This is a genomic window from Aeromicrobium sp. Sec7.5 (assembly GCF_036867135.1).
Classification (GTDB): domain Bacteria; phylum Actinomycetota; class Actinomycetes; order Propionibacteriales; family Nocardioidaceae; genus Aeromicrobium.
In genome coordinates, this window is record NZ_JBAJIJ010000001.1 from 768,706 (window position 1) to 792,316 (window position 23,611).

A 23,611-nucleotide genomic window follows, 5' to 3' on the forward strand; every position below is an offset into this window, starting at 1 on the left:
GGAATCTCACAACTCGGCGCATTTCTTGGTCAGTCCGAGGAGTTGAGCGCCTGACGGATCCGGGTGATCACCCGGCGAGGGTTGGCCATGTCAATGCTGGTGACGACGATGAGTCGCCATCCCGCGGCCTCGAGCTGCTCGCGCCTGATGTGGTCCCACTGCCGCTGCGCGGCGTCTCGTTCGTGCTGCCAGCCGTCGTACTCCACGAGTATCTTCTGGCGCCGGTAGACGAGATCGCCCCGGGCGAGCCACCGACCGTGATCATCGAGGATGTCGACGTTCACCTCCGGCTCGGGGAGGCCGCCCCGGTGGATCCACCAGCGCAGGTCGGACTCCCGCACCGATGCCACCCGCTCCCGCACCAGCTTCACCACGCGCCGGGCACGACGGACGCCATCGAGGTGTGAGTCGAGGCAGAACCAGTGGAGCTCGTCGAGGTCGACCAAACCCGTCCCGACCATCCAGTCGCCCACTCGCAGCAGGCGCCGGTCGTCGAGCTGGGTGCCGAGGTCGACGAAGGTCCTCGCTGGCGAAGTGACGAGGAACCCGCGCAGCACGTCAACGGCGAAGTCGCGGCGGTAACGATGCAGGACGACGTCTGGGTCTCGGTGCTGATGGGGGTGACAGGTCGCGAAGTGCAGGGGGAGTAGCGGCCCGACGGCGAGGCCACGAAGCCGAAGACTGGTGACGTGGCTGACGGCCGCATCGCCCGGAAGCGTGAGTCCGGCGGCCTGTAGCCGCAGCTCGACTGTCGGCTCGGTCTGGGCCGTGCGGTAGACGCCCTCATGAAGTCGGACGAATCGCCGGCCCCGCAGTGAGCCGTCGGTCAGGCCGAGCGACAGCGCCTCACGGCGGGTGAATGGCCGGCCGTGGAGTGTCGGGGGCACGGGATGCATCTTGCGACAATGCCGCCACGGGTGGTCTTCGTGGAGCGCCCGTCAGGCTGCTGGGGATGAAGCCGGCCTGTGGACCACGGCGTGCGCCGAGTTGTGCGTTCCGCGCCGGGAAGAATTGCGCAACTCGGCGCAAATCTGGGGCGGGGTCAGGGGGCGGGGCAGGAGTTGTTGTCGTCGAGCTGGTCGACGACGCGCTGCATGACACGGCCGAGGACGTCGAGCTCCTCCGGGGAGGCGTGCTCGACGAGGTGGGCGTGGACGCCCCGCACGTGCGTGTGCGCCGCCTGCTCGAGCACCGAGAACCCGTGGTCGGTCAGCACCGCGGACACGCCGCGTCCGTCGCCGACGGCCTGGGTGCGCTGCACGATGCCCTTGCGCTCGAGGCGGGAGATCGTGTGGGTCACACGGCTGCGGGAGTGCGAGACCTGCGCCGCGAGCGTGGCCATGCGGATGGACCGGTCGGGTGACTCCGACAGGCGGACGAGGATCTCGTACTCGGGCATCGAGAGGTCGTGCGCGGTACGCAGGTCACGGTCGAGACGGTCCATGAGCAGCGTCGTGGCGCCCAGGTACGACCGCCACACGTGCTGCTGGGGCTCGGTGAGCCACGGCGTCTCGGTGGTCGTGTCCATGTCGGGCATCCTAACGCGGGGCGGTGTTTGTTGAAGCATCAATTACATGGTACCGTCTCTCTTGTTGAACACTCAACCACAGACCAACGCAGGAGCAGTCATGACCGTCGTCACCCCGGGTACCTGGAACCTCGACCCCACCCACACCGAGATCGGCTTCTCGGTCCGTCACCTCATGAGCAAGGTCCGCGGCAAGTTCGAGGCCTTCGAGGGCTCGCTCGTCACCGCCGAGGACGTCACCGACTCCAAGGTCACCGTCGAGGTCGACCTCAGCTCGATCAGCACGGGCACCGCCGACCGCGACAACCACCTGCGCAGCAGCGACTTCTTCGACGTCGAGACGCACCCCAAGATGGTCTTCGCGACCAACGGCGTCACGCAGAAGAGCGACTCCGAGTTCGTCGTGAACGGCGACCTCACGATCAAGGGCGTCACCAAGCCGCTCGAGCTCAAGGTCGAGTTCCTCGGCGAGGGCGGCGACCCGTGGGGCGGCACCCGTGTCGGCGTCGAGGCCACCGGTGAGATCAGCCGCAAGGAGTTCGGCATCGACTTCAACATCCCCGTCGCCGGCGCCGACAAGGCCATGATCGGCGACAAGATCTCGCTGACGATCAACGCCGAGGCCGTGCTGCAGGCCTGACTCCGTCAGGGGCTGCAGACCTGACTCCGTCAGGGGCTGCAGCCCCGAAGCGCTAGGCCCCGCTGGGGCGCAGCATGCGGACCGCAAGGTCGGCGTGCAGGCGTCCCAGCTCGGCCGCGGTGTGAGCGCCTCCGGCCTCGAACCACCGCACCAGATCGACGCTCAGCGAGAGCACGGCCCGCGCCGTTCCGCGCACGTCGGTCACCTCCAGGACGCCCTCGTCGACCCCCGCGACGAGGGCGTCCCGCATGTGGTGCTCCATACGCCTGCGCAGGTCCGCGATGACCGCCCGATGATCGGGTGAGAGCGCACCGAACTCGTACTGCACGACCCGGCCGATGCGGCTGTTGCGCGCGTGCCACTCGCTGAACGCCCGCACCATCGAGGCGACCTGCTCCACGGGGGAGGCGCTGTCGGACGTGGCGTTCGCCAGGACGTCGAGCGCCTCCTGGTGGCCGCGCAGGGAGATCGCGAACAGCAGCTCCTCCTTGGTCGCGTGGTGCACGTAGACCGCGGCCGGGCTCATGTGGGCGCGGGCCGCGATGTCGCGCGTCGTCGTGCCACCGAATCCGTGCTCGGCGAACGCCTCGACGGCGGCGTCGAGCAGCCGGTCACGGGCGGTGGTGGTCACGGCAGGGTCTCCAGACGAGGGGCGGGGCGTGGTGGACAGCATGGACCAGCGGTGGCATGCTAAGCAAGCGCTTAGTGACCCAGCGGTAACCAGTGCCGACCGGGAGAGCGCCTCGCCCTGAACCCCTCCGCCCCCGAGAGGCCACCATGGACCGCACCATCTACACCGACGACCACGAGGCGTTCCGCGAGAGCTGCGCCGGCTTCCTCGCGAAGAAGGTCGCCCCGCACATCGAGCAGTACATCGAGGACAAGGCGCTCCCGCGCGACTTCTGGCTCCAGGCCGGCGAGCTGGGTCTGCTCGGCCTGGAGGTCCCCGAGGAGTTCGGCGGCGCCGGCGCCGAGGACTTCCGCTTCAACGCGGTGTTCGCCGAGGAGCTCAGCAAGGTCAGCGCGGCGCTCGCGTCGTGCGTCGGCATCCACACCGACATCACGGCGCCCTACATCGTCGCGCTCGGCACGCAGGAGCAGAAGGAGCGCTGGCTCCCGGGCATCGTGTCCGGCGAGATCCTGCTCGCGATCGGCATGACCGAGCCCGGCGGCGGCTCCGACCTCGCCGCGCTCAAGACCACGGCGGTGCGCGACGGCGACGGCTGGGTCATCAACGGCTCCAAGACCTTCATCACGAACGGCTACAGCGCCGATCTCGTGGTCACCGCGGTGCGCACCTCGCCCGAGAAGGGCGCCAAGGGCATCTCGCTGTTCGCGATCGAGGCCGGTGACGAGGGCTTCAGCCGCGGCCGCAAGCTCGACAAGGTCGGCCAGACGGAGTCCGACACCGCCGAGCTGTTCTTCGAGAACGTCCGCGTCGGCGACGACCGCATCATCGGCGAGGTCGACCGCGGCTTCATCCACATGATGCAGAAGCTGCCGCAGGAGCGTCTGAGCTGCGCGATCTCCAACGTCGCGCACGCCAAGCAGATCCTGGCCGAGACGATCCAGTACGCCCACGACCGCAAGGCGTTCGGCGAGTCGATCGGCAGCTTCCAGTGGAACAAGTTCCTGATCGCCGAGCTCGTGACGCAGGTCGAGGTGGCCGAGGCCTACATCGACCAGGCCGTGCTCGCCCACGCCGAGGGTCGCTTCACGGCGATCGACGCCGCCAAGGCCAAGTGGTACACCTCCGACCTGCAGAACAAGGTCCTCGACCACTGCGTCCAGATCCACGGCGGCTACGGCTTCATGAACGAGTACCGGGTGGCCCGCGCGTGGCGCGACGCCCGCGTGACCCGGATCTGGGCCGGCTCGAACGAGATCATGAAGGAGCTCATCGGCCGCGATCTCGGCTTCTGAGCCCTTCGAACCACGACACCCATCCCGCTGGACCTGAGGAGAACACCATGCCCGAAGCCGTCATCGTCTCGACCGCCCGCTCGCCGATCGGTCGCGCCGTCAAGGGGTCGCTCAAGGACATGCGTCCCGACGACCTGACCGTGCAGATGGTCAAGGCCGCGCTGGCCAAGGTCGAGGCGCTCGACCCCCGCGACATCACTGACCTGCACCTGGGCATCGGTCAGCCCGCGGGCGAGGGCGGTCACAACATCGCTCGCGCCGTCGCGGTGCTGTCGGGCCTGGACCACCTGCCGGGCGTCACCGTGAACCGGTACTGCTCGTCGTCGCTGCAGACCACGCGCATGGCGTTCCACGCGATCAAGTCCGGCGAGGGCGACGCGTTCATCTCCGGTGGGGTCGAGACCGTGAGCCGCTTCCAGAACGGCTTCTCGGACCTGCCCGGCTCGGAGAACCCGCTGTTCGCCGACGCGATCGCGCGCACCGCGAAGCGTGCCGAGGGTGGCGCCGACACGTGGACCGATCCGCGGGACTCCGGTGAGCTGCCCGACCTCTACATCGCGATGGGTCAGACCGCCGAGAACGTCGCCCAGCACCTCGGCATGAGCCGCGAGGAGCAGGACGAGTTCGCGGTCCGCAGCCAGAACCTCGCCGAGGCGGCCATCGCCAACGGCTTCTGGGCCAAGGACATCACCCCCGTCACGCTGCCCGACGGCACGCAGGCCACGAAGGACGACGGCCCCCGTGCCGGCACGACCCTCGAGGCCATCAGCGGCCTGAAGCCGGTCTTCCGTCCCGACGGCACCGTCACGGCCGGCAACGCCTGCCCGCTCAACGACGGCGCCGCGGCGGTCGTCATCATGAGCGACACCAAGGCCAAGGAGCTGGGCCTGACCCCGCTGGCGCGCATCGTCTCGACGGCGGTCACGGGCCTGTCGCCGGAGGTCATGGGCCTCGGTCCGGTCGAGGCCATCCCGGCCGCGCTCAAGAACGCCGGCCTCGGCATCGACGACATCGACCTCTACGAGATCAACGAGGCCTTCGCGGTCCAGGCGTGGGGCTCGGCCAAGGTCCTGGGCATCCCGCTGGACAAGCTCAACGTCAACGGCGGCGCGATCGCGGTCGGCCACCCGTTCGGCATGACGGGTGCCCGCATCACGAGCACCCTGATCAACTCGCTGCAGCACCACGACAAGCAGTTCGGCGTCGAGTCGATGTGCGTCGGCGGTGGCATGGGCATGGCCATGGTCCTGGAGCGCCTGTCGTGACGGCCGCCTCGTCAGGGACCCGTCACGCGGGAAAGGTCGCGATCGTCACCGGCGCCAGCCGGGGCATCGGGTTCGCGGTCGCCGAGCGCATCGTCGCCGAGGGTGGTCGGGTCGTCATCACGGCCCGCAAGCCGGAGGCCCTCGAGGAGGCTGCTACGTCGCTGGGTGGCCCGGAGAAGGCCCGCTGGGTCGCGGGCAATGCCGGCGACGACGACCACCAGACCGAGGTCGTCGCCATGGCGATGGAGGCGTTCGGCGGCCTGGACCACCTGGTCAACAACACCGGCATCAATCCGGCGTACGGTCGCATGATCGACGTCGACCTGGGTGCGGCCAACAAGATCTTCGCGACCAACGTCGTCGCGGCGATCGGCTGGGCGCAGAAGGCCTACCGGGCGTCGTTCGAGGCGAACGGCGGTTCGATCGTCAACATCGCGTCGGTCGCCGGGCGTCGTCCGGCGCCGAACATCGGTACGTACGGTGCCTCGAAGGCCGCGCTGATCCACGTGACCGAGGAGCTGGCCGTCGAGCTGGGTCCGAACATCCGGGTCAACGCCGTCGCGCCCGCGGTCGTCAAGACCAAGTTCGCGGAGGCCCTCTACGAGGACCGCGAGGCCGAGGTCTCGGCGCCGTACCCGCTCAAGCGCCTGGGGGAGCCGGAGGACATCGGGTCGCTGGTGTCGTTCCTGCTGTCCGACGAGGCGAGCTGGATCACGGGCCAGACCGTCTCGATCGATGGTGGTCTGCTGCTCACCGGGGGCGTCTGAGCGACGTCGTCGACACAACACGAGGGGCGCCGGCCGGATGGCTGGCGCCCCTCGTGTCGTGTCGGGTGGACCAGTGGACAGTCCACGTGACGAAAAACATGAGGAATCCCTCATGAAAAACTTGAGGAAACCCTCACGTTTTGCGAGGATGGGAGGACACCGCACCTGAGGGGTTTTTCCGTGACGACGTTCGACACGCCTGTTCTTCCCGCCCACGACCGCACGCCCGTCCACGGCACGCCCGGTTCCGTCCGCGCCCTGGTCGACGACCTGCGCGACGGGACCGACCGCTTCGGCGTCGTGTTCGGGGGCCAGGGCACGGCCTGGCTCCCGACCCTCGCGACCCTGGTGCGCGACCACGCGACCGGGGCGGAGCTCGCCGAGCTGGTGGAGCGGGTCGAGGGGCGGCTCGCGCCCGTCGCCACCGAGATCGCCCGCGTCGACGCACGGTTCACACCGCTCGCCTGGGCGGACGCCCTGGCGTCGGGAGAGTCGGTCGACACCGGCGACGACGTCGAGGCCGCACCCGCGCACCCGTCCGAGGCTGAGCTCGCCGTCCCCTCGCTCTCGGTGCCGGGCATCCTCCTGACGCAGATCGCCGCGATCCGGGCCCTGCGCGGCTGGGGCCTCGACCCCGACCAGGGCGCGACGTCCGCCGCCGGTCACTCGCAGGGCGTCCTGGCCGTCGAGGTCCTGCGCGGCCGTGACGAGGCCGACGTCCTGGTCGTCGCCCGCCTCGCGGGTGTCGCGACGCAGCTCGTGGCCCGCCGCCGCGGGCTGACCGGATCGGCCGACGCGCCGGTCATGGTCTCGGTGCGGGAGGTCGACCCGGGCGCCGTCGACGCGGTGCTCGAGTCGCTGCCGGGGACGCGCGCGGTGCGCGGCCTTCGCAACGGCCGCCGCTCGGTCGTGCTGACGGGCCCGTCGACCGACGTCGCCGCGGTGCTCGCGGCGTTCGACCGCCGCACGGCCACCGAGAAGGACGCCCGCGACCAGAAGCTGACCGGCGGTGCGGTGTTCGCGCCGGTCGTCGAGCCGCTCGGCTCGGCGATCTCCTTCCACCATCCCGACCTCGGCGAGGCCGCCGACCTGGTGGCCGGCTGGGCCGCCACCCTGGGGCTCGACCCGACGTGGGCGCGGGACCTCACGCGGACCGCCTTCATCGACCCGGTCGACTGGGTCGTCCAGCTCGACGACGTCCTCGCGACCGGTGCCGCCTGGCTGCTCGACCTCGGCCCAGCGGCCCTGGCGGCGACCGTCACGGCCGACGAGGCCGCTCCCCGGGGGGTCGGCGTCGTCACGACCACGACCCGCCGTGGTCGCCGTGAGCTCACCGTGCCCGGAGCGGCGCCCACGCGGCCGACCCCGTGGTCGAGCCACCTCCCGACCGTCGTGCACCTGCCGGACGGCACCGTGCGCCTCGAGACGGCGTTCAGCCGCCTCACGGGCAAGTCCCCGGTGCTGCTGGCGGGCATGACGCCGACGACGGTCGACGCCAAGATCGTCGCCGCCGCCGCGAACGCCGGCTTCTGGGCCGAGCTCGCCGGGGGTGGCCAGGTCACCGCGGAGATCTTCGGCGACCGCATGGCCGAGCTCGACGAGCTGCTCGAGCCCGGTCGCAGCTTCCAGTTCAACTCCCTCCTGCTCGACCCCTACCTGTGGAAGCTCCAGCTGGGCCAACAGCGGCTGGTCCAGCGCGCGCGGGCCGCGGGCTCCCCGATCGACTCCGTGATCGTCACGGCCGGCGTCCCCGAGCTCGACGAGGCGGTGGCGCTGGTCGAGGACCTGCACGCCGTCGGCATCGAGCACGTCGTGTTCAAGCCCGGCACGGTCCGCCAGATCCGTCAGGTCCTCGCGATCGCGACGGCGCTGGGCGAGACCGAGCGGGACGGCACCAGCCTGATCGTCCAGATCGAGGGCGGCCAGGCCGGAGGTCACCACTCCTGGGAGGACCTCGACGACCTGCTCGTCGCGACCTACGCCGACCTGCGGGCCACCCCCGGCGTCGTCGTGTGCGTCGGCGGCGGCATCGGCACGCCCGAGGCCGCGTCGTCCTACCTCACGGGGGAGTGGGCGCGTCGTCACGACCTGCCGCTCATGCCCGTCGACGGCGTGCTGATCGGCACCGCCGCGATGGCTGCAGCCGAGGCGACGACGTCGCCGCAGGTCAAGCAGCTCCTGGTCGACACCCCCGGCACCGCCGCCTGGATCGGGGCCGGCAAGGCCGTCCGCGGTATGTCGTCGGGGCGCAGCCAGCTCGGTGCCGACATCCACGAGATCGACAACACCGCCTCGCGGACGGGCCGCCTCCTCGACGAGGTCGCGGGTGACGCCGACGCCGTCGCCGCGCGCCGCGACGAGATCATCGTGGCCCTCGACGCCACCGCGAAGCCGTACTTCGGCGACGTGGCCCACATGTCGTACGGCGCACTCCTGCAGCGCTACGTCGACCTGACGACGGTGACCGACCACGAGGGCTCCGGCACGTGGATCGACGTCTCGTTCCGCGACCGGTTCCACGAGCTGGCGCAGCGCGCCGAGGCGCGTCTCGTGGCGGCCGACCACGGCGACGTCCCGACCCTGTTCGCGACGCCCTCCGACGTCGAGTCGGCCGTGACGGCCCTGGCCGAGCTCCGTGCCGAGCACGGCGCGCTCGACGAGGTCGTGCTGCACCCCGCCGACGTCAGCTTCTTCCTCGACGTCTGCCGGCGCCCCGGCAAGCCCGTCACGTTCGTGCCGGTCGTCGACGCCGACGTGCGTCGCTGGTGGCGCTCCGACTCCCTCTGGCAGGCCCACGACCCGCGCTACGGCGCCGACGCCGTGTGCGTCATCCCCGGCCCGACCTCGGTCCGCGGCATCACCCGGGTCGACGAGCCGGTCGCCGAGCTGCTGCAGCGCTTCGAGGACGAGACGATCGACGGCCTGCTGGCGGCCGGACGCTCGACCTGCCGCGTGTCCGGCCGCCGCCGCGACGACCGTGCGGCTGGCGCGCTCGGCCTCGTGCTGGCCGCCCACGACGTCCTGTGGGCCGGCCGCACCGTGATCAATCCCGTGCACCGACTGGGTCACGGGCTGGGTCACGATCTGGGCGACGGGTGGACCGTCACCTCGGACACCCGCGCCGACCATGCCCCCACCGGCGCCACGCTGCTGGCGTCCGACACCAGGGTGACCCTGGCGGTCCCGGTGGGCGACGGACGGGTCGTGGAGCTGCCGATCGACGTCCCGGACGGTGCCCCCCTCGGCGCCGCGCCGGTGATCGCGATCGAGACGGCTGCCGCGGCCATGACCGACCTGCTGCGCGGTGCGGCAGGCGGTTCCCTCCCACGGCCGGGCGGGGACTCCCTCCTCCACGCCTGGTCGTGGGACCTCGTCGCCGACCATGCGGGCGTCACGACCCCCGCCGTGGCCGGTACTGACGCGCTGGCCGAGGGCTTCGTGCCCGACGTCCTGGTCGGGCTCGCCTGGCCGGCGGTCTTCGCCGAGCTCACCGACGCCACGACCGCGTCGGGCCTGCCCGTCGTGGAGGGTGCGCTCGACCTGGTGCACCTCGACCACGAGATCGCCGTCAGCGAGGTGCCCGCCGAGGGTGCGGAGCTGTCGATCTCCGCCTCGCTGTCGGGCGTCGAGGACACCGAGGTGGGTCGCGTGGTCACGGTCGACGTCGTCGTCACCTCCGGCGGCGCCCCGGTGGCCACCCTGCGCGAACGACTCGCGATCCGCGGGCGTGCCGGAGCGGGAGCCTTGACCGACCCCCCGCGTGGTGGAGGCCTGCTGGTCGACCCGCGTGACACCCCGCGCCGGGCGCGGGCCAAGGTCCGCGTCTCGGCCCCGCTCGACATGCGCGCCTTCGCCGCGGTCTCGGGCGACCACAACCCCATCCACACGAGCGCCGCGGCCGCCCGCCTGGCCGGCCTCGGCGGCCCGATCGTCCACGGCATGTGGATCTCCGCGCTGGCCCAGCGTGCCGTCGGCCGCCGGGTCGAGGGCTGGACGGCCCGCTTCCTCAGCCCGGTTCACCCGGGTGCGGAGCTCGACGTCCGCGTCGAGCGGGTCGGGCTCGACCAGGGTGCGGAGGTCGTCGAGGTGACGGTCCGCGCCGGCGGCGAGCTCGCGATGGCAGCCACCGCCCGCGTCGTCGCGCCGCGCACCGCCTACGTGTTCCCCGGCCAGGGCATCCAGCACGCCGGCATGGGGATGGACGGGTACCAGCGCTCCGCCGCCGCGCGTGAGGTCTGGGACCGCGCGGACAGCCACACCCGTGAGGTGCTCGGCTTCTCGATCCTCACGGTCGTGCGCGACAACCCGACCGTCCTCGTGGCGAACGGCGTGACGCACCGCCACCCGGACGGCGTCCTCTTCCTGACGCAGTTCACGCAGGTCGCGATGGCCGTGCTGGGCTCGGCGCAGACGGCCGAGCTGCGGGAGTCCGGTGCCTTCGTCGAGGGTGCGATCCTCGCCGGGCACTCGGTCGGCGAGTACAACGCGCTCGCCGCGGTCTCGGGGGTCATCCCGCTCGAGGCCGTCGTCGAGGTCGTGTTCCAGCGCGGGTCCGTCATGCACACCCTGGTCGAGCGCGACGCGCAGGGACGCAGCGACTACCGCCTCGCCGCGATCCGCCCGTCGCAGATCGGCCTGGACGACGGAACGGTCGGCGCGTACGTCGACGAGCTCGCCGAGCGCACGGGCGAGTTCCTGCAGATCGTCAACCTGAACCTGCGCGACTCGCAGTACGCGCTCGCCGGCAGCGTCCGCGGGCTGAAGGCCCTTGAGGCCGATGTCGCCGAGCGCCGTGAGCGGTTCGGGGGCAAGGGTGCCTTCATCCTGGTGCCGGGCATCGACGTGCCGTTCCACTCGCGCGTCCTGCACGGCGGCGTCGACGACTTCCGGTCGCGCCTCGACGAGCTGCTCCCCGCGGAGATCGACCCGGACGTGCTGATCGGTCGCTACGTGCCGAACCTGGTGCCGCGCCCGTTCACCCTCGACCGGGCCTACGTGACCGAGGTCGCCGAGCTGGTCGATCCCGAGAACCGCTCGATCGGCGTCCTCCGCGGTGTCCTGGCCGACTTCGACGCCTGGAGTGCCCGCCCGGGCGCGCTGTGCCGCACGCTCCTGATCGAGCTGCTCGCGTGGCAGTTCGCGAGCCCGGTGCGCTGGATCGAGACGCAGGACCTGATGTTCGCCCCGCTCAGCGAGGGCGGACTCGGGGTCGAGCGCCTCGTGGAGATCGGGGTCGGCCAGTCGCCGACGATCGCGAACCTCGCCTCCTCGACGCTGAAGCTGCCCGTCGGCTCCCACACGCGTCGACGTGACGCGGTGCAGGTGCTCAACGTCGAGCGTGACGCCGCCGTGGTCTTCTCCACCGACGAGGAGGTGGTCGTCGACGACGACGATGCAGACCTCGACTCGGGCTCGGAGACCTCGAGCGACGCGGCACCGACCTCGGCGGCTCCGGCCCCCGCTGCTGCCGCTGGTGGCGGCCCGGCCGAGCAGACCGCCGCCGACCTGCCGTTCACCGCCTCCGCGGCCACCTCGGTGCTGATCGCCTGGTGGACCAAGCTCCGGCCCGAGCAGATCGGCGTGGCCGACACGATCGAGTCGCTGTGCGACGGCGCGTCGTCGCGCCGCAACCAGCTGCTGCTCGACCTCGGCGGCGAGCTCTCGCTCGGCGCCATCGATGGCGCGGCCGAGGCCGACGTCGTGACGCTCGGCGCCCAGGTCGACGGGCTCGCCCGTGGCTACAAGCCGCTCGGGCCCGTGCTCTCGGCCGCGATCGGCGACCACCTCAAGAAGGTGCTCGGCCCGACCGGCAAGCGTCCCGCCGCGATCACCGACCGGGTGACGCAGACCTGGGGCCTCGGCGCCGGATGGGCCCAGCACGTGCTGGTGCGCGTCGCGCTCGACACCCGCGAGGGGGCCAGCGTCCGCGGTGGGCAGCTCGGTGAGCTGACGATCGGCTCGGCCGGCGACCTCGACGCCGCGGTCGACACGGCCGTCGCCGCGGTCGCCGCCTCGAACGGCACCTCCGTGCAGATGCCGAGCACCGGCGGCGGTGGCGGCGGCACGGTCGACGTCGAGGCCCTGGGCGAGCTGACCGCGCACATCGCCGGTCCGAACGGCGCACTCGCGTCGGCCGCCCGCATCGTGCTCGATCGCCTCGGCCTGGCCGACACGGCCGACACCGTGGCCCTCGGCGAGTCCGATGCCGACGACGCCGCCGTCCTGGAGCTGGTCTCGACCGAGCTCGGTCCCGACTGGGCGCAGCGCGTGGCGCCGGCGTTCGACGCCCGTCGTGCGCTGCTGCTCGACGACCGCTGGGCCTCGGCGCGCGAGGACCTCGCGCGGATCGCCCTCGGTGACGACGTACGGGCCACCTTCACGGGTACCGGTGAGATCGTCGCCCGTCAGGCCCGCTTCTGGGCTGGTTCGGTCAGCGATCCCGAGCTGACGGCCCGACTGGAGCAGATCGCCGCGGATGCGGTCGACACCTCCACCGGACCCTGGGCCGACGAGGTCGCGGTCGTGACGGGTGCCAGCCCGGGCTCGATCGCGGCTGCGGTAGCGGGTGAGCTCCTGGCCGGTGGTGCCACGGTCGTCGCGACGACGTCGTCGCTCGGCGCCTCACGCCTCGCCGCGTTCCGCGACCTCTACCGGTCGCACGCCCGCGGTGGCGCCACCCTGTGGGTCGTCCCCGCGAACATGGCGTCCTTCACCGACGTCGACGCCTTGGCGTCGTGGGTCGTCACCGAGCAGGTCGACACGTCGGGCCCGGTCTCGACGGTCGTCAAGCCGGCCATGACGCCCACGCTCCTCCTGCCCTTCGCGGCGGGTCCGGTGCGTGGCGACCTCGCCGAGGCCGGACCCTCGAACGAGATCGACATGCGCATCCTCGTGTGGTCGGTCGAGCGGCTGATCGGGGCGTTCGCGCTCCAGGGGCGCGGGCACGACATCGCCTCCCGCCTGCACGTCGTGCTGCCGGGTTCGCCCAACCGCGGCACGTTCGGCGGCGACGGCGCGTACGGCGAGGCCAAGGCTGCGCTCGACGCGATCGTGGCGAAGTGGCGCGTCGAGAAGCGCTGGTCCCAGCGCGTCACCCTCGTGCACGCCCTGATCGGCTGGGTGCGCGGCACGGGCCTGATGGGCGGCAACGACCCGCTGGTCGAGGCCATCGAGGCCCGTGGGATCCGTACCTGGGCGCCGCAGGAGATGGCCGCCGCACTGCTCGACACGTGCACCGTCAGAGCGCGCGACGAGGCGCTCTCGGGTCCGCTCGTGCGTGACTTCACCGGAGGACTCGCCGGCGCCGACGTCGACCTGCCGGGGCTCGCTGCCTCGCTGGGCCGTCCGGTGGCCGCCGAGTCGGCGGAGGTCGCGACGATCAAGGCACTCGCCCCGGCACCGACCGCACCGCGTGAGGTCGCGGAGGCTCCCACGTGGCCCGAGATCCCGGCATCCCCCGAGGACCTCGTGGTCATCGTCGGAGCCGGCGAGCTCGGCCCGTACGGCTCGTCGCGCACGCGCTTCGAGGCCGAGGTGGAGGACCGCCTGTCCGCCGCCGGCGTGGCCGAGATCGCCTGGAGCACCGGCCTCATCCGCTGGGAGAACGGCAGCTGGGTCGACACCGAGTCCGACGAGGACGTGGACGAGGCCGACCTGGTCGAGCGCTACCACGACGCCGTCCGGGAGCGGGTCGGCGTGCGCACCTACGGCGACGACCAGACGATCAAGGACCACACGGTCCCGCTGCTCGCGAGCGTCTTCCTCGACCAGGACCTGACGTTCACGGTCGGCACGCGCGCCGAGGCGGAGGCCATGAAGGCCGCCGACGCGGAGCACACGCGCATCGTCGAAGGTGCCGACGGCGAGTGGACCGTGACCCGGCTCGCCGGCACCGAGATCCGGGTCCCGCGCCGCATGAAGCTGACCCGCACGGTGGGCGGCCAGATCCCGACGGGCTTCGACCCGACGGTGTGGGGCGTCCCGGCCGAGATGGTCGAGTCGGTCGACCGCGTGGCGCTGTGGAACCTCGTCTGCACGGTGGACGCGTTCCTCTCGAGCGGGTTCGACCCGTCCGAGCTGATGCGCTGGGTCCACCCGGCGTTCGTGGCGAACACGCAGGGCACCGGCATGGGTGGCATGTCGTCGATGCAGTCGCTCTACATCGACACGCTGCTCGGTGAGGCCAAGGCCAACGACATCCTCCAGGAGGCGCTGCCGAACGTCATCGCGGCTCACGTCGTGCAGTCGTACGTCGGCTCGTACGGGGCGATGGTGCACCCGGTCGCGGCCTGCGCCACCACGGCGATCTCGGTCGAGGAGGGCGTCGACAAGATCCGTCTCGGCAAGGCGGAGTTCGTCGTGGCCGGCGGCTTCGACGACCTGAGCGCGGAGGGCATCATCGGCTTCGCCGACATGTCCGCCACGGCCGACACCGAGGTCATGCGCGCCAAGGGCCTGCAGGACCGGTACTTCAGCCGGGCCAACGACCGCCGTCGCGGCGGGTTCGTGGAGTCGCAGGGCGGTGGCACGATCCTGCTGGCCCGCGGCGACGTGGCCCTCGCGGCCGGTCTGCCGGTCCTGGGTGTCGTGGCCTACGCCGGCTCCTTCGCCGACGGTGTCCACACCTCGATCCCGGCACCCGGCATCGGCGCCCTGGCGGCGAGCCTGGGTGGCGCACGGTCGCCGCTCGGTCGTGGTCTCGCGGCGCTCGGCCTGACGCACGACGACGTCGCCCTGGTGTCGAAGCACGACACCTCGACGAACGCGAACGACCCGAACGAGTCGGACCTGCACGAGCGGATCTCCGCCGCGCTGGGTCGCGACGAGGGGCGTCCGCTGTACGTCGTGTCGCAGAAGTCGTTGACGGGTCACGCGAAGGGCGGCGCCGCGGCGTTCCAGCTCATCGGCCTCTGCCAGGTGCTGGAGACGGGCACGATCCCGCCGAACCGGAGCCTGGACTGCGTCGACGACGTGCTGTCCGAGCACGAGCACCTGGTGTGGCTTCGGAGCCCGCTCGCGACCTCGGGCCTGCGGGCGGGGCTCGTCACGAGCCTCGGCTTCGGGCACGTCGCCGGACTCATCGCGCTGGCGCACCCGGCCGCCTTCCTGGCCACCGTGCCGGCGGAGCAGCGGACCGAGTACCTCGGGCGGGCGGAGGCCCGTCGGATGGCGGGTCGCCGTCGGCTCGCCGAGGTCATGCACGGGGGGCAGGCGGCGTACACGCGTCCGGTCGACCGCCGTCTGGGCGACTCCGGCGTCAAGGCCCGCGAGGCCGCACTCCTGCAGGACCCGGAGGCCCGCCTCGTCGGTGACGTCTACGCGGGTCCGGGCTGCTCGTGACGGTGTCGCCGTGACCGCGCCTAGGCCGATGGTGCTGGGGGTGGGGGTCGACCTCGTCCACGTGCCCTCGTTCGCCGCCCAGCTGGCGGTGCCGGGGACGCGGTTCGCGGAGGCCTTCACGCCGGGGGAGCGGGCGGACGCGGCCGATCGGGCCGATCCGTCGGCCTCCCTCGCGGCCCGCTGGGCGGCGAAGGAGGCAGTCGTCAAGGCGTGGTCGGCCGCCCTGTTCGGTTCACCCCCGGTGCTGCCCGAGGCGGTGCACCGCCGGATCGAGGTCGTGACCGACGCGTGGAACCGGCCGGCCGTGCGCCTCCTCGGCGAGGTCGCGACCGCCGCCGCCTCCTCCCTCGGCCCCGATCTGACCTGGCACCTCAGCCTCTCCCACGACGCCGACCTCGCGACCGCCTACGTCACCCTCACCCGCCCCTGACCCCCGGTCGAATTACGGAGTGGACCAGGCAACTGGTCGCCGGACACGGGAAATTTGCCGTGCTCGGCGACCAACTGCCGTGTTGGGTCAGGCGCCGAGGTCAATGATCCGTCGCCAGATCCTCCGCGACCGGCCGAGGTCGGCCTTGATGCGCGCGGCCGTCGTGGCGGATCGACGTGGCTCCAGGTCTGACCACGTCCACCGACTGACGCCGTGGTCCAGTCCGCGGATCGCGTCCTCCCGCCGCTTCTCGTCGACGAGCACGCGGCCGACGTCGGTGTCGTACGGATTGAGACGGCCGTACTTCACGAGCCCGTCGAACTCGCCGACGTGGTGGAAGAGCTCCCACCAGAAGTCTGACCGCCCGACGAGGCGACCGGTGCTGTCGCGGATCTCGTGCTGAGGTTCGGGCAGGGGGATCGCGTGGGTCGAGAAGAAGCACATCGACCGCACCTCACCGACCGACTCCATGCGAGCATCTGCGAGGCCTGCAGCCCGATGCGCGGTGACCGCCCCGGCCCAGGTCCGGACACTCTTGAGCATGTCCTCGAGCTGACCAGCGCTGACACCGAGGTCGCGCATCGCCGACGTGATGGCCACGGCGCCGGCCTCGAGTGATGCGCCGAGTGCTGTCTCGACGGCTGCTCGGACCGGCGGGACCACGAGGACCCCGCCGATCTCGACGAGCGATGCCGAGTCGATGGCGCCGCAGTGGTAGCGCACGCCGGCGTCGACCCGATCCGTGCGGCCGTCGAGGCGCCCCACCTGCACCTCGCTCAGGTCGACGTCCCAGACCTCGATGCCGAGCAGGGCCGCCGCGGAGTAGTGGGACGCGTAGACGTGGCGACCGAGCTTGCCCAGCACGGCCCGGGTCAGCACCCGATGGCGCTCCACGGGGGTGGAGTGCTGCCAGGTGGGCCCGTGCGCATAGGTGCCGAACCGGATGCGGACGATGTCCCCGTCGCGGAGCGCACGACGGATCGCGCCGTCGGTCCACCCGAGGTCGAGGAGCTCATGGCGCTCCAGCGCACCGCCGTGGGCGTGGAACAGTGGTCCGAGCTCGTTCATGACTCCAGACTGCGGCCGATCTGGCGGTCCCCGGTTGCTGAGCCTGGTTCCTGTGGATTCATCCGGTCGGTGGATGAGCCGCAGCACCACACGGGAGTTCGTCGCCGAACACGGCAAATTTCCCGTGTTCGGGAACCATCTGCCTGGTTCACTCCGTAATTCGACCTGGGGGGGGTTAGGCCTCGGCGGCGAGGAGGTAGGCGGCGAGGAGGCGCTTGAGCTCGATGACGGCCTCGGCGTGGGCCTGGCCGTCGCGGATGGAGAAGTTGAGCATCGAGTACGTGACGTGCACGAGGACCTCGGCGACGATGCGGCGGCGCTCGCGGGGGGTGCCGGGGGTCAGCGGCGCGAGCGCGTGGGCGACGGAGGCGGCGAGGTCACGCTCGGTGACGGCCGCGGTCGCCCGGGTGGCCGGCGTGGCCTGCACCGCGTGCCAGACCGCCCGGCGGGACGGGTCGGCGACCCACAGTGCCGCGATGTGATCGATCAGGCGGTCGAGGAAGCGCAGCCAGTCGAGCGACGGGATCTGGCCCGCGAACGCCTCGAGCTCGGACTTGACCGCCACGGCGTCCTGGCGATCGAGCTCGCACACGATGACGTACTTGTTCGCGAAGAACTGGTAGAGCGTGCCGATGGGCAGCTCGGCGCGCTGCGCGACCTCCTCGCAGGTGAACGACTCGAAGCCGACCTCCAGCAGGAGCTCGCGCGAGACCGCCAGGAGAAGATCGAACTTCTTCTGGCTGCGCTCCTGCGTCGGGCGCTTGCGTGGCTCGAGGATCTCGACGGTCACGCGTCACACCCTAGTGGCCTCCAGCCCGGCGGCCACGAGGACGACGACGGCGTCGCCGAGTCCGTCGAAACCACCGCCGCGGGTCTGGCCCTGGCTGTGCCGGAAGTGGATGCCCTCGAGGATCACGGCGAGCTTGAAGAACGCGAGCCCGACGTGGAACCCCATCGCACCGAGGTCGCGCCCGGAACCGGCGGCGTACCGCTGCAGGATGTCGTCCGGCGACGGGTAGCCCGGTGCCAGCGGTGCGTCGGTCACGGCCGCGCCGCCGCCCGCCATCGCCATCTGCTGGTACGCCAGCATCAGGGCGACGTCGGTGAGCGGGTCACCGAGCGTGCTCATCTCCCAGTCGAGGACGGCCGTGATGCGGTCGCCGCCCGACGGGGTGGAGTCGACGAGCGCGTTGTCGAGCCGGTAGTCACCGTGGACGATCGTGCCCTCGGAGTGGGAGGGCAGCTGGCGGTCGAGCTGCGTGGCGAGCTCGTCGATCCCCGGGATGTCGCGGCTGCGCGAGGCGTCGAGCTGCTTGCGCCAGCGGCGCAGCTGCCGCTCCAGGTACCCGTCGGGCCGGCCGAACTCCGCCAGACCCACGGACGCCGGGTCGACCGCGTGCAGGTCGACGAGGGTGTCGGTGAGTCGTTCGGCGATGGCGCGGGTGCGCTCGGCACCGAGCTCCTCGAGCTGGCTGGCGCGGGAGTAGGGCGTGCCCGGCACCGACGCCATGACGTAGAACGGGGCGCCGGTCACGTCGACGTCGTCGCAGTGCGCGTGCACGACCGGTACAGGCACGGCGGTGTCGGCGAGGGCCTTCATGACGCGGTACTCGCGACCCATGTCGTGGGCCGTGGCCAGCACGTGCCCCATGGGCGGGCGCCGGACGACGACCTCGGTGGCGCCGTCGGTGACCCGGTACGTCAGGTTCGACTTGCCACCCGTGATCAGCGAGGCCGTGAGCGGCTCGCCGAGCAGTCCGGGGACCTCCCCGGCGAGCCAGGCACCGACGGCGTCGAGGTCGAGGCCGTCGCCCCGCTCACTGTCAACCACGGGTCCGTCAGTCCTTCGGTCCGCCGGCGACGTAGATGACCTGGCCCGACACGAAGCCGGCACCCTCGCTGACCAGGAACGAGACGGTGTGGGCGATGTCCTCGGGCTGGCCGACACGCGCCACCGGGATCTGATCGGCGCTGAACTTGATGAAGTCGTCGAAGGGCACGCCGATGCGCTCGGCCGTGGCGGCCGTCATGTCGGTCTGGATGAAGCCGGGAGCCACGGCATTGGCCGTGACGCCGTACTTGCCGAGCTCGATCGCGAGGGTCTTGGTGTAGCCCTGCAGGCCGGCCTTGGCGGCGGAGTAGTTGGCCTGGCCGCGGTTGCCCTGCGCCGAGGTCGACGACAGGTTCACGACGCGGCCGAACTTGGCCTCGGTCATGTACTTCTGGGTGGCCTTGACGGTGTTGAAGGCGCCGCGCAGGTGGACCGCCATGACGGAGTCCCAGTCCTCGACGGTCATCTTGAACAGCAGGTTGTCGCGGATGATGCCCGCGTTGTTGACGACGACCGTCGGCGCGCCGAGCTCCTCGGCGACCTTCGCCACGGCCGCGTCGACGCTGGCCGGATCGGACACGTCGGCACCGACCGCGAGGGCCGTGCCGCCGGCGGCGGTGATGGCGTCGACGACGGGCTGGGCCCGGTCGGCGTCCAGGTCGAGGACGGCCACCTGCAGGCCGTCGGCGGCGAGGCGCTGGGCCGTGGCGGCCCCGATGCCCTGGGCGGCTCCGGTCACGATCGCGGTACGGGTCTCGGTCACGAGTTCTCCTGGGAGTTGCGGGAAGTCAGGGTCAGGCTGCCCGGTAAGCGCTCGCTTAGTCAGGCCCTTGCACCGTAGCGCATCGCGACGGCGCGGGGGAGGGGTGGCGTGACGCTGGACACGGCCGGGGCAGGACACCTCCAGAAACATGAGGAATGCCTCATGTTGTGCTTTACTTGAGGAAACCCTCATGTTTTGGAGGCATGGTGTCCCAGCTCGATCTCGCCGCACTCGATGCGACCACCCACCGTTCGGCACTCACGCAGCGCCGTCGCGACCGGATGGCCCGCGTCGAGCCACGCGGAGCCCGCCAGCACACCGCCCGTGAGCGGGTCGAGCTGCTCGTCGACGCCGGCTCCTTCGTCGAGATCGGTCCGTTGCGCACGGCCGGCGGCTCGGGCACCGGGGTCCTGACCGGATGGGGGCTCGTCGACGGCCGCCACGTCGTGGTGATCGCGCACGACGCCGCCGTCGCCTCGGGCGCGATCGGCGCGGTGTTCGCCGATGCCGTGGTCAAGGCCCAGCGGCTGGCGATCGACCGGGGCTTCCCGATCGTCTACCTGAACGACTCCGGCGGCGCCCGCGTGCCCGACGGCGTCTTCGCGCTCCACGGGTGCGGCGAGGTCTTCACGCACAACGTCCTGGCGCAGCGTCGCGTGCCGCAGATCTCCGTGATCCTCGGCCCGTGCGCAGGTGCCGCCGCTTACTCGCCGGCCCTGACGGACTGGACGATCATGGTCAAGGGCCACGGCCACATGTTCCTGACCGGCCCCGACATCGTGAAGGCGGCCACGGGCGAGGACGCCACGGCCGACGAGATCGGCGGGTCCCAGCTGCACACCGTCACGTCGGGCGTCGCCCACCTCGAGGTCCCCGACGAGCTCGCGGCCCTCGCCGAGACCCGCCGGTTGCTGTCGTTCCTGCCGTCGCACGCCGGCGGGCCGATGCCCTTCGCTGCGCCGGCCGAGCCCGACCAGGCCGCGGTCGACGCGCTGCCGTTCGTCGTCCCCGAGAAGGCCAGCATCGTCTTCGACATGAACCGCGTGCTCGACGGCGTCCTCGACGCCGGCGAGCGCTTCGAGCTCATGCCCGAGCACGCCCCCAGCATCCTCACGGTGCTGGCTCGCCTCGAGGGTCGTCCGGTCGGCATCATCGCCAACCAGCCCGGTGCCCGCGGCGGGATCCTCGACTCCAAGGCCTCCGTGAAGGCCGCCCGCTTCGTCGACTTCTGCGGGCGCTTCGGCCTCCCGGTGCTGACTTTCGTCGACGTCCCCGGATTCCTCCCCGGCACGGTCGAGGAGGGTCGCGGAGTCATCACCCACGGTGCGAAGCTCCTGAAGGCCTACATCGAGTCGTCCGCGCCCGTGCTGACCGTCGTGGTCCGCAAGGCGTACGGCGGCGCGTACATCGCGATGGGGGCGAAGTCGCTCGGTGCGGACTTCCAGTGGGCCTGGTCGAACGCCGAGATCGCGGTCATGGGCCCCGGCGGCGCGGTGACGCTGCTGCACCGGCGTGCGCTTGCGGCGGCCGACGACCCGGTGGCGCTGCGTGACGAGCTGGCGGCGCAGTACCGCGAGGAGGTCGCCCGCCCGTACGTCGCGGCCGAGTCGGGCATCGTCGACGACGTCATCGTTCCCGAGGAGACGCGTGGTCGCCTGTCGGACGCCCTGCGCATGCTCAGTGCGGACCCCGCGTGACGACGGCGGCGCGCGCCGACATCGTCGCGAACGTCTGGAAGATCGTCGTCCGCGAGGGCGACCCCGTCGCCGCCGGTGACGAGCTCGCGGTCCTCGAGACCATGAAGATGGAGATCCCGGTCGTGGCGCCGTCGGGCGGGCACGTCGTGCGGGTGTGCGTCCAGGAGGGGCAGATCGTCCAGGAGGGTGACGTCGTGATCGAGATCGACGGCACACCCGGAGCCTGAGGCGGCTCCCCGCCGCTGACATGATCGCCCGGTGATGCCCTACCGCCTGCCGATGCGCTGGTCCGACCTCGACCAGCTCAACCACGTCAACAACGTCGTCTACCTGTCCTACGCGGCCGAGGCGCGAGCGGCGCTCGTCGAGGACGGCGTCCTGGACGGGGACCTCGAGCCGGTCTCGATCTCGATCGACTTCGCACGACCCATGCTCCTGTCGAGTCGCACCGTCGTGGTCGAGCAGGAGCTCGACGGCGACGTGCTGACCCAGCTGATCACCCAGGAGAGCGATCCGTCAGCAGGTCCGGGACCGCGCGGCGAGCGGGTCGTCTACGCCTCGATCGCGACGCGGCTCGGTGCCCGGAGCGACCTCGGGGCGCCTCAGGTCGACGGCTCGATGGCGCCGTTCCGCGGTCGCCGCGGTGACGTCGGCCCGTCGGGCCGGGTCGATCCCGTGCGGGTGTTCGAGTACTTCCAGGAGTCGCGCATCATCTGGATGTCGCAGGGCGGGCGCACCCGGCAGCTCGGGCACGTGGTCGTGGCCAATCTCGAGGTCGAGTACGGGCTGCCGGTTCCGTGGCGTCGCGAGCCGTGGGAGATGGTGGTCGCCGTCGCGAAGTTCGGCACCAAGTCGGTCACGCTCGCCTGCGAGTGGCGCGACGGACCGACCGTGCTGGCCCGCAACTCCGCGGTGCTCGTGGCCTTCGACATCGAGACCCAGAAGGCGCGGTCACTGACCGACGCCGAGCGCATCTACCTCGAGGGACTCGGCCCCGCCTGACGGCCCTGCCTGACGGCCCTGCCTGACGGCCCTGCCTGACGCCCGCGGGGTCAGCCGGGGGTGTTCACCATGAACTGCGCGGCGTGCTGGGCGTAGGTCCAGAATCGCTCGTCCTGCTCCGCGGTCAGGTCCGCCGCGTCGAGCCCGGCCCGGAAGTGGCCGAGCCAGCGGTCGCGGGCCTCGGGGGTGACCTCGAACGGTGCGTGACGCATCCGGAGCCGCGGGTGGCCGCGCTGCTCGCTGTACGTGGTGGGCCCGCCCCAGTACTGCTCGAGGAACTGCGTGAAACGTTCCTCCGCGGGGCCGAGGTCGGCCTCGGGGTACATCGGGCGCAGCACCGGGTCAGCGGCCACTCCCGCGTAGAAGACGTGCACGATCGCGGCGATCGTGGCCCGACCGCCGATCTCGTCGTAGTAGCTGGCCTCGGGGCCTGGGGTGGTCACTCTGCCTCCGGGGCCGAGGCGAGGACGGAGGACGGGATGCGGATGCCGGCCTCGTCGAAGCTGGCCTTGATGCGCTCGCGCATCGTGCGGGCCACGGTCCACTGCTCGAGCGGAGCCGTCTTCAGCACGACGCGCACGACGGCTCCGTCCTTGTCGAAGCGCTCGACGCCCCAGACCTCGGGCTCCTCGATGATGATGCCGCGCAGGGCCGGCTCCTCGTACAACGTGTGGGCGACGTCGGCGAGCACGCGCTGCACCTGGGCCAGGTCGGCGTCATAGGTGACCGTGACGTCGAGGACCGTGCGGGCCCAGTTCTGCGACTTGTTGCCCACGCGGGCCACCTCGCCGTTGCGGGCGTACCAGACGGTTCCGTTGATGTCGCGCAGTCGCGTGACGCGCAGGCCGACCGCCTCGACCGTGCCGGTGGCCTCGCCCATGTCGATGACGTCACCGACGCCGTACTGGTCCTCCATGATCATGAAGATGCCGGCGAGGAAGTCCTTCACGAGCGTCTGGGCACCGAAGCCGAGCGCGACGCCGAGGATGCCGGCGCCGGTCAGGAGCGGCGCGATGTTGACGCCGACCTGGTCGAGGATCATGACGAAGGCGATGCCGACGATGACGATCGTGGCAATCGAGCCCAGCAGGTCGCCCATGGCCTCGGCGCGCTGGCGGCGCCGCTCGGAGGCGCCGGGCCTGAGGTCGGCGAGCATCTCGCCAGCCTTGGACTTGGCGAGCACCCCGGGCACGGCGCCGCCGCTGGCGCGTCGCACCACGCGGCCGATGAATCGCTTGACGAGCCAGCGGATGATCAGGGCGACGGTGATGATGACGAGGACGCCCGCGGGGCGTTCGACGAGGTACTCGTAGAGCTTTCCGTCGGGCAACGACAGGTCGAGGTCCGGCATGTCCTCC

The 23,611-nt window shown here is 71.5% G+C and carries 18 protein-coding genes; 9 read left to right on the forward strand and 9 right to left on the reverse strand.

Going from position 1 to position 23,611, the window contains the following annotated elements; genetic code table 11:
• Nucleotides 1-29 precede the first annotated feature (29 nt).
• Nucleotides 30-887, reverse strand: coding sequence for a DUF559 domain-containing protein (locus tag V6S66_RS03935; RefSeq protein WP_334205456.1), 858 nt, complete (start codon nucleotides 885-887; stop codon nucleotides 30-32).
• 155 nt (nucleotides 888-1,042) lie between these two features.
• Nucleotides 1,043-1,528 (reverse strand): MarR family winged helix-turn-helix transcriptional regulator, encoded by a 486-nt coding sequence (locus V6S66_RS03940; RefSeq protein ID WP_334205457.1) that lies wholly within the window; start codon nucleotides 1,526-1,528, stop codon nucleotides 1,043-1,045.
• A 100-nt stretch (nucleotides 1,529-1,628) separates the two neighbouring features.
• Between V6S66_RS03940 and V6S66_RS03945 the strand changes: the two genes are divergently transcribed.
• Nucleotides 1,629-2,168: a YceI family protein gene (locus V6S66_RS03945; protein ID WP_334205458.1), complete on the forward strand. Its 540-nt coding sequence runs from the start codon at nucleotides 1,629-1,631 to the stop codon at nucleotides 2,166-2,168.
• Between the two features lie 52 nt (nucleotides 2,169-2,220).
• On the opposite strand, the gene V6S66_RS03950 is transcribed toward V6S66_RS03945, so the two are convergent.
• Entirely contained in the window at nucleotides 2,221-2,799 is a 579-nt protein-coding gene (locus V6S66_RS03950) for a TetR/AcrR family transcriptional regulator (protein WP_334205459.1), read from the reverse strand.
• Between the two features lie 146 nt (nucleotides 2,800-2,945).
• Between V6S66_RS03950 and V6S66_RS03955 the strand changes: the two genes are divergently transcribed.
• From V6S66_RS03955 to acpS, 5 genes are all read left to right on the forward strand, one after another.
• Entirely contained in the window at nucleotides 2,946-4,091 is a 1,146-nt protein-coding gene (locus V6S66_RS03955; RefSeq protein ID WP_334205460.1) for an acyl-CoA dehydrogenase family protein, read from the forward strand.
• Nucleotides 4,092-4,138: 47 nt separating this feature from the next.
• Nucleotides 4,139-5,356 (forward strand): acetyl-CoA C-acetyltransferase, encoded by a 1,218-nt coding sequence (locus tag V6S66_RS03960; RefSeq protein ID WP_334205461.1) that lies wholly within the window; start codon nucleotides 4,139-4,141, stop codon nucleotides 5,354-5,356.
• Nucleotides 5,353-6,123, forward strand: a complete 771-nt coding sequence (locus tag V6S66_RS03965; protein WP_334205462.1) for an SDR family oxidoreductase — start codon at nucleotides 5,353-5,355, stop codon at nucleotides 6,121-6,123. Before V6S66_RS03960 ends, V6S66_RS03965 begins: the two co-directional genes overlap by 4 nt.
• A 180-nt stretch (nucleotides 6,124-6,303) precedes the next feature.
• Nucleotides 6,304-15,462, forward strand: coding sequence for a fatty acid synthase subunit beta domain-containing protein (locus tag V6S66_RS03970; protein WP_334205463.1), 9,159 nt, complete (start codon nucleotides 6,304-6,306; stop codon nucleotides 15,460-15,462).
• A 10-nt stretch (nucleotides 15,463-15,472) separates the two neighbouring features.
• Nucleotides 15,473-15,892, forward strand: coding sequence for a holo-ACP synthase AcpS (gene acpS, locus V6S66_RS03975; protein WP_334205464.1), 420 nt, complete (start codon nucleotides 15,473-15,475; stop codon nucleotides 15,890-15,892).
• A gap of 87 nt (nucleotides 15,893-15,979) precedes the next feature.
• Here acpS and V6S66_RS03980 read toward each other — a convergent pair whose 3' ends face one another.
• From V6S66_RS03980 to V6S66_RS03995, 4 genes are all read right to left on the reverse strand, one after another.
• Nucleotides 15,980-16,960 (reverse strand): type IV toxin-antitoxin system AbiEi family antitoxin domain-containing protein, encoded by a 981-nt coding sequence (locus tag V6S66_RS03980; RefSeq protein WP_334205465.1) that lies wholly within the window; start codon nucleotides 16,958-16,960, stop codon nucleotides 15,980-15,982.
• Nucleotides 16,961-17,135: 175 nt separating this feature from the next.
• Nucleotides 17,136-17,750 carry a TetR/AcrR family transcriptional regulator gene (locus V6S66_RS03985; RefSeq protein ID WP_334205466.1) on the reverse strand — a complete coding sequence of 205 codons (615 nt, stop codon included), beginning with the start codon at nucleotides 17,748-17,750 and terminating at the stop codon, nucleotides 17,136-17,138.
• A 3-nt stretch (nucleotides 17,751-17,753) separates the two neighbouring features.
• Nucleotides 17,754-18,791, reverse strand: a complete 1,038-nt coding sequence (locus tag V6S66_RS03990) for a phosphotransferase family protein (RefSeq protein ID WP_334205467.1) — start codon at nucleotides 18,789-18,791, stop codon at nucleotides 17,754-17,756.
• 7 nt (nucleotides 18,792-18,798) lie between these two features.
• Nucleotides 18,799-19,554 carry an SDR family oxidoreductase gene (locus tag V6S66_RS03995; RefSeq protein WP_334205468.1) on the reverse strand — a complete coding sequence of 252 codons (756 nt, stop codon included), beginning with the start codon at nucleotides 19,552-19,554 and terminating at the stop codon, nucleotides 18,799-18,801.
• A gap of 203 nt (nucleotides 19,555-19,757) precedes the next feature.
• Here V6S66_RS03995 and V6S66_RS04000 point away from each other — a divergent pair, with 203 nt between their 5' ends.
• The 3 genes from V6S66_RS04000 to V6S66_RS04010 are packed head-to-tail and all read left to right on the forward strand — an operon-like array spanning nucleotide 19,758 to nucleotide 22,253.
• Nucleotides 19,758-21,251, forward strand: a complete 1,494-nt coding sequence (locus V6S66_RS04000) for an acyl-CoA carboxylase subunit beta (RefSeq protein WP_334205469.1) — start codon at nucleotides 19,758-19,760, stop codon at nucleotides 21,249-21,251.
• Nucleotides 21,248-21,478 (forward strand): biotin/lipoyl-binding carrier protein, encoded by a 231-nt coding sequence (locus V6S66_RS04005; protein WP_334205470.1) that lies wholly within the window; start codon nucleotides 21,248-21,250, stop codon nucleotides 21,476-21,478. Before V6S66_RS04000 ends, V6S66_RS04005 begins: the two co-directional genes overlap by 4 nt.
• A gap of 34 nt (nucleotides 21,479-21,512) precedes the next feature.
• On the forward strand, nucleotides 21,513-22,253 hold the full coding sequence (locus tag V6S66_RS04010; RefSeq protein WP_334207219.1) for a hypothetical protein: 741 nt from the start codon (nucleotides 21,513-21,515) through the stop codon (nucleotides 22,251-22,253).
• A 50-nt stretch (nucleotides 22,254-22,303) separates the two neighbouring features.
• On the opposite strand, the gene V6S66_RS04015 is transcribed toward V6S66_RS04010, so the two are convergent.
• Together V6S66_RS04015 and V6S66_RS04020 are read right to left on the reverse strand one after the other, a co-directional pair.
• Entirely contained in the window at nucleotides 22,304-22,696 is a 393-nt protein-coding gene (locus tag V6S66_RS04015) for a globin (RefSeq protein WP_334205471.1), read from the reverse strand.
• On the reverse strand, nucleotides 22,693-23,604 hold the full coding sequence (locus tag V6S66_RS04020) for a mechanosensitive ion channel family protein (protein ID WP_334205472.1): 912 nt from the start codon (nucleotides 23,602-23,604) through the stop codon (nucleotides 22,693-22,695). The genes V6S66_RS04015 and V6S66_RS04020 overlap by 4 nt, the downstream gene beginning before the upstream one ends.
• Nucleotides 23,605-23,611 lie beyond the last annotated feature (7 nt).